Origin of the sequence: Mycobacterium sp. (assembly GCF_035603715.1) — a bacterium.
Lineage (GTDB): Bacteria > Actinomycetota > Actinomycetes > Mycobacteriales > Mycobacteriaceae > Mycobacterium.
This window is the reverse complement of record NZ_DATNJW010000454.1, coordinates 1-5917: the sequence shown is the minus strand read 5'-3', so window position 1 is coordinate 5917 and position 5917 is coordinate 1. Positions and strand designations below refer to the sequence as shown.

Below are 5917 nucleotides of genomic sequence, written 5' to 3'. Positions count from 1 at the left end.
TTCAACCTGGCGGCGAACTCCGCCCACTTCGCCGTCATGCTCATCATGGCGCTCTCCATGCCCGAAGAGCACCGGCATGTAGCGGGAGTGGTCGCACCGGGCCTGATCTCGACCGTCCCGTTGGCGGCATGCTGGCTGCCCGTGCGGCACAGTGTCGTGCGACCGGACGGCTATTTGCCGATGGCGCGGAGCTGGTAGAGGCCGCGGGTGGTGGCGACCGTCGTGCCGTCGGCGTCGGTCACCACCGCCTCGAGGGTGAAATCGGACTTGCCCCGTTCGGCCGCTTCGGCTTCGATTCGGGCGATCTCCTCGTCGTCGAGGCTGGCTTCGGCACGCACGTCGGATTTGGCCATCGCGACGAATTGGATGTCGAGGTTTTTGACCAGCGGAAAATACTTGGCGGTGTCAAACGTGATCAGCGGAATGATCCCGCCGAGGACCTCGGCGACAGTGAACAGCACGCCGGCGTAGATGACGCCGAAGTGGTTGCCATTACCCTCAGCCGGGACGGTGGTGGCGGCAAAACCGCGCCGGGCCTCGACGACCTTGACGCCCATCTTGTGGGCAATCGGGATCGTCGAACCCAGGGCGCCGTTCATCATGTCCACGAGCTCGTTGGCGTCGGCAGTCATAGTCGCAGATCTTAACGACGACGGACCATGATCTTTCCGCCGTCCTTCGGGGTGTAGGCCACACCGCGCGAGTGCAACTTCTCCCCCGGCGCGTTCGTGGTTTCAATAGTGAAGTTACGCAACACTGTTCGCAGCACGACGTCCATCTCCATGTTGGCGAACGTGGCCCCAACACAGCGTCGGGAACCGCCACCGTAGGCCAGCCAGGCGAAACTGGGCGGCTTGGTTCCGACGTAACGCTGCGGGTCGAATCGGTCCGGATCGGGAAACAACTCCGGGTCGGCGTGCAGCTTCGAAATGCTGACGATGATGGTGTGCCCTCGCGGAATGGACCATTCGCCGAGTTCGAAGACCGGCGCGTGGACGTGTCGGCCGGTGGCATCGATGACCGTTCGGATTCGCTGCACCTCGAGGATCGTGGCCTGGCGTAGCTCGTTGTCGTCGGTCTCGGCTTCGGCGACCAGCGCGGTCAGCACTTCCGGATGCCGGCTGAGCTGTTCGAATGCGAAGCCGAGCGTCGACGCGGTGGTCTCGTGCCCGGCCGCGAGCAGGGTGAGCAGCTCATCGCCAATGTCCTTGCGCGACATGGCCGAACCGTCCTCGTAGGTGCTGCGCAGCATCATCGCCAGCACATCGGCGCGGTGCTCGAAGTTGGGGTCTGACCGTTCGGCGGCGATGAGCTTGTCGAGGACGGCGTCGTAGCGGCGTCGGTACTCGACCAGTCGGCCCCACGGCGAGTGGCGACCGTAGGTTCGGGAGGGTTTGGGCAGCGTCGCCAGCCGCGAACCCAACGTCACCCACGGCGGCAGGATCTGCCGAAGCTCGTCGAGTTCGGCACCCTCGGCACCGAACACCGCCCGCAGGATCGCGTTGATCGTGATGCGCATCGTGGACGGCAGGGTGGCGAACGCCGTCCCCTGCGGCCAGTCGGCGATCTCGCGCAGCGTTTCCTCTTCGATGATCGACTCGTAGTTCTTGATGCTCTTGCCGTGGAAGGGCGGCGCGAGCAGTCGGCGGCGCTGCCGGTGATCGTCTTTGTCCAGCGCGAACACCGATCCGGATCCGAGCAACCGGCTCAAGTTGGGCTGAATGTTGCCGAGCACTTCCGGGCTGGCGGTGAAGACCTGTTTGGCCAACTGCGGACTGGCCGCCACCACCAACGGGCCATACACCGGCACGCGCAGCGAGAACACGTCGCCGTAACGGTGCGCCATCGCGTGCATGAAGCGCCGCCGAAAGAACGCGAAGGCCAATCCCTGCAGCGCTTTTGGAATCCGGGGCCCGGGCGGCAACGTGCTGGCGGCCGTCGTCGAAGCCGCGTGCGTGTCGATGGTGCTCATGATGGTGCACTCCCAACATCGATGTGGTACTGCGCCGTACCACTACTCATTCCGGTACGGTACCGTGTGGTACCAAGTGCTGGCAAGGGTTGAGACGACGCCGGTTTGGCAGAAGGAGGGGCCGTGGCGACGACCGTCGCGAAAGATGCTTCCTCGACTGACCCCACCGATGTCGACCCCTTTCGGCAACGCCTTCTCGATGGCCTCGCGGCCGCCATCACTGAGCGCGGCTACCGCGCCAGCACCGTCGCCGATATCGTGCGCCACGCGAAGACGTCCAAGCGCACGTTCTACGACCAGTTCCTCAGCAAGGAGCAGTGCTTTCTCGAGCTGCTGCACGCCGACGTAGGAAAGCTGGGCGAGGACATTCGCGACGCCGTCGATCCCAACGCCGAATGGCAGACCCAGATCCGTCAGGCCGTCGAGGCCTACGTCGGCCACATCGAGTCGCGTCCGGCGCTCACGCTGAGCTGGATTCGCGAGCTGCCGTCATTGGACGCCGCGGCGCGACCGTTCCAGCGTCGCGGTATGCAGTTGCTGACCAGCCTGCTGATGAACCTCACCGAGAGCCCCGGCTTTCAGAACGCCGGCCTGCCACCGTTGACACTGCCGAAAGCGGTGATCCTGGTGGGCGGTCTACGCGAATTGACCGCCCTGGCAGTCGAAGACGGGCACACTATGCGCGAGATCGTCGAACCCGCGGTGCAGGCCTCGGTCGCGATGCTCGGCTATCGGCATTGATCAGATTTTGAGGAAGGCGCGTAACCGGTCCAGCACCAGATCCGGGCGCTGCTCGACGATCCAATGGCCCACGCCGTCGACCAGTTCGACTTCGAAATCGCTGATGTGCTTGGCATATCCGTCGATCAGGTCTGGCGTGAGCACCGGATCTGCGGTGCCGCTCAGCCAGCGGACCGGGACGTCGACGCGAACGTCGTCGAATTCACCCCGCAGCCAGCGCAGCATCTCGGTGCTCTGAAAAGTGCGGTACCACCGTGAGCCGGCGACGGCATGGCCGGGCTGACGCATGCACTCCAGGTACATCGCGATGTCGTCCTCGGGCAGCAGGAATCCGCCGCCGACCCAGGAGCCCAGCATCCGGAAAAACCGCCCCTTGGGATCACCGATCACCCGCGGGCCGATCACCGGCAGCAGCATCGGAATTTGGTACCAGAACCGCCAGGCGTGGCGGATCGACGACAGATCCCGCCGGACGTAGGGCGCCCCGGTATTGAGTCCGAAGAAGCCGGCCACCTTCGCCGGGTGGCGCAGCATCATGATGAACGCGACGGGCCCGCCCCAGTCGTGAGCCACCAGTTTCACCGGCCCGACGCCCAACCGGTCCAGCACAGCCGCCAAGTCGTCGGCCATGTCGTTCTTCAGGTAGCGCGAGCGCGGCGCCGAACTCCAGCCCGCACCACGCAAATCGGGGCACAGCACGCGGTAGCCGTCGGCGGCCAGTGGTCCGATCAACTCATGCCACTCCCACCAGTTCTCCGGGAAGCCGTGCACCAGCATCACCGGCGGCCCCTCGGCGGGTCCAGCGTCGGCGACATGAATCGTCACGCCATTACCGAGATCGATGTACTTGTGATCGACGCCCTCGAGGGTGGGCAGAGTAACCATGGCTTGACAATCTAGCAACGGCGGCGAAGCCGATCACCGCTCGCCGCGGCAACGGTCGGCTTTCCGCTAAGCGCGCACGCCAATCCCTTCTCCGCTCAGTTCCAGTCGCCACAGGGGGACATCTCCTGCAACTTGGTTAACGCCCCTACCTCAGACAAACTCGGGTTCGGTAAGAATTTCGTGCAGTGCCACCGGGCACTTCTTCCGAGTGTCGCGGTACTTCTACGAGCTGGGGTGATCCCGCTCAGGCGGCGACCAGCTCGCGGTCCTTTGGCTTGACGTCGCTGCGGTCCCTCGGCGGCACGGCCAGCCGGATGATCTTGCGCACGACCGTGCCGAACTGCTTGGGCAACGAGCCCGAGTTGTACGGGATGCCGTAGCGCCGGCAGATTTCCTGAACCTCGGACGCGATCTCCGAGTACCGCTGGGCCGGCATGTCCGGGAAGAGGTGGTGCTCGATCTGGTGCGACAGGTGGCCGGACAAGATGTGGAACAGCTTGCCGCCGGTCAGGTTTGCCGAGCCGAGCACCTGGCGGAAATACCACATGCCGCGCGACTCGCCCTGAGTCTCTTCGACGGTGAATTCCTGTGTGCCGTCCGGGAAGTGGCCGCAAAAGATGATCATGTACGACCACACGTTGCGGATCAGGTTGGCGGTCAGGTTGCCGGTGAAGACGAACGGGGCGAATGGCCCGGCCAGCAGCGGGAAGGCGACGTAGTCCTTGAGCACCTGCTTGCGGGTTTTACGCCAAATCTCCTGTAGGACTTCACGTTTGTCCGCCAGCCGGATCTCACCGGAGGTGATGCGCTCGCTTTCCATTTCGTGCAACGCGACCCCGTACTGGAACAGCACCATCAACAAAAACGCGTAGATCGGGTTTCCGAGGAAGTAGGGCCGCCACTTCTGGTCCTCGCTCATCCGCAGGATGCCGTAGCCGATGTCGCGGTCCATGCCCACGATGTTGGTGTGGGTGTGGTGCATGTAGTTGTGCGAGTGCCGCCATTGGTCGGCCGGGCACGCGGTGTCCCACTCGAATTCCTGGCCGCGGATCGACGGGTCACGCATCCAGTCGTACTGGCCGTGCATGATGTTGTGGCCGATCTCCATGTTGTCCAGGATCTTTGAGATCCCGAGCATCGCGGTGCCCGCCAGCCACGCTGGCGGAAAGATCCCGGCGAACAGCAGTGCGCGGCCGCCCACTTCGAGTGCGCGTTGCGTCTTGATGACGCGACGGATGTAGTCGGCGTCGCGCTGGCCGAGGTCGGCCATCACGCGTTCTTTGATGGCGTCGAGTTCGGCGCCGAATGCGTCGGCCTGCTCGGGGGTTAGGGTGATCTTTGCCTGTGTCATCGTGAAGTCTCCTGTGTCTCTAGAGAGCGATATCGACATCGCCGACGGGAACGGACACGCAGATCTGTACGTCCTCGTCGGGTGCTGTCGAGACCGCACCGGTGGTCAGGTTGCGCACGACACCGCTGGTCTTGCGGCGTGTGCAGGTGTGGCAGATGCCCATCCGGCATCCGCTGGCCGGGTTCAGTCCGGCCGATTCGGCCTGCTCCAGTAACGGCCGGCCATCGTCGGCGACGTCAATGCTGCTGTCCGCGAACGTGACCCGCCCACCCGTTGGCTGCGCGGGCAGGTCGAACGACGGCGCCACGAAGCTCTCCGAGTACACGTTGTCGCAGTGCTCACGGACGGCCTCGACCAAAGCGGTTGGTCCACAGACGAAGACCGCGTCAGCTTCCGGCATGGCCGCGGCCAGGTGGCCCGGGCCGAACCGGCCGTCGAGATCGCCGCCGGCTGATCGGGTGTAGCCGTGCAGCACTCGCACACCCGGCATCGCGGCAAGCTCGTCGCGGTAGCACGCCTCGGTGGCGTTGCGCGAGTAGTGCACGAAGGCGATCTCGCCCGCGTGGCCCTCGTTGACCAGCGTGCGCAGCATCGCCATGACAGGTGTGATCCCGCTTCCGCCGGAGACGAACAGAATGCGGCGGGGCCGCTGGGCCGGCAGGACGAAGTCGCCGCCGACACCGGCCAGACCGACCACCATCCCGCGACGCGCGCGCTCATACAGATGGGTCGAGACCAGCCCGCCGTCGTGATGGCCGATGGTCAACTCGACCTGCGAGGAGCCCTCGGCGTTGGCCGGTGAGTAGCACCGGGTGTGCCGGCGCCCGTCGATCTCGACGGCGAGGTTGACGTACTGCCCGGCTGCGAGGGCGTCGGTGAACGCATCGTTGGGCGCCACCACCAGGGTGACACTGCGCGGGGTGTCCCGTCGCACGTCGATGACCTTGCCGCGGCCCTCGGTCAGCGTC

At 65.0% G+C, this 5917-nt stretch carries 7 protein-coding genes; 2 read left to right on the top strand and 5 right to left on the bottom strand.

Features of this window, described 5'->3' with window-relative positions:
- Positions 1-198: hypothetical protein (locus VN856_RS18720; RefSeq protein ID WP_414686997.1), on the top strand; the 198-nt coding region annotated here is incomplete at its 5' end.
- Here the strand turns inward: VN856_RS18720 and VN856_RS18715 are convergent.
- Together VN856_RS18715 and VN856_RS18710 are read right to left on the bottom strand one after the other, a co-directional pair.
- Positions 171-632 carry a PaaI family thioesterase gene (locus VN856_RS18715; protein WP_325691715.1) on the bottom strand — a complete coding sequence of 154 codons (462 nt, stop codon included), beginning with the start codon at positions 630-632 and terminating at the stop codon, positions 171-173. The genes VN856_RS18720 and VN856_RS18715 overlap by 28 nt on opposite strands.
- Positions 633-643: 11 nt before the next feature.
- On the bottom strand, positions 644-1972 hold the full coding sequence (locus tag VN856_RS18710; RefSeq protein WP_325691713.1) for a cytochrome P450: 1329 nt from the start codon (positions 1970-1972) through the stop codon (positions 644-646).
- Positions 1973-2095: 123 nt separating this feature from the next.
- Between VN856_RS18710 and VN856_RS18705 the strand changes: the two genes are divergently transcribed.
- Positions 2096-2713 carry a TetR/AcrR family transcriptional regulator gene (locus VN856_RS18705; RefSeq protein WP_325691711.1) on the top strand — a complete coding sequence of 206 codons (618 nt, stop codon included), beginning with the start codon at positions 2096-2098 and terminating at the stop codon, positions 2711-2713.
- Here VN856_RS18705 and VN856_RS18700 read toward each other — a convergent pair whose 3' ends face one another.
- From VN856_RS18700 to VN856_RS18690, 3 genes are all read right to left on the bottom strand, one after another.
- The gene (locus VN856_RS18700; protein WP_325691709.1) at positions 2714-3598 is read right to left on the bottom strand and encodes an alpha/beta hydrolase; all 885 of its coding nucleotides are present in this window, start codon (positions 3596-3598) and stop codon (positions 2714-2716) included.
- A gap of 244 nt (positions 3599-3842) precedes the next feature.
- On the bottom strand, positions 3843-4949 hold the full coding sequence (locus VN856_RS18695) for an acyl-CoA desaturase (protein WP_325691707.1): 1107 nt from the start codon (positions 4947-4949) through the stop codon (positions 3843-3845).
- A gap of 19 nt (positions 4950-4968) precedes the next feature.
- Positions 4969-5917 (bottom strand): iron-sulfur cluster-binding domain-containing protein (locus VN856_RS18690; RefSeq protein ID WP_325691705.1); only part of this gene is annotated, 949 nt, incomplete at its 5' end.

Coding starts and splice junctions, on each gene's coding strand:
- VN856_RS18710 (WP_325691713.1), bottom strand. CDS start 1,972: ATGAGCACCATCGACACGCACGCGGCTTCGACGACGGCCGCCAGCACG.
- VN856_RS18695 (WP_325691707.1), bottom strand. CDS start 4,949: ATGACACAGGCAAAGATCACCCTAACCCCCGAGCAGGCCGACGCATTC.
- VN856_RS18700 (WP_325691709.1), bottom strand. CDS start 3,598: ATGGTTACTCTGCCCACCCTCGAGGGCGTCGATCACAAGTACATCGAT.
- VN856_RS18715 (WP_325691715.1), bottom strand. CDS start 632: ATGACTGCCGACGCCAACGAGCTCGTGGACATGATGAACGGCGCCCTG.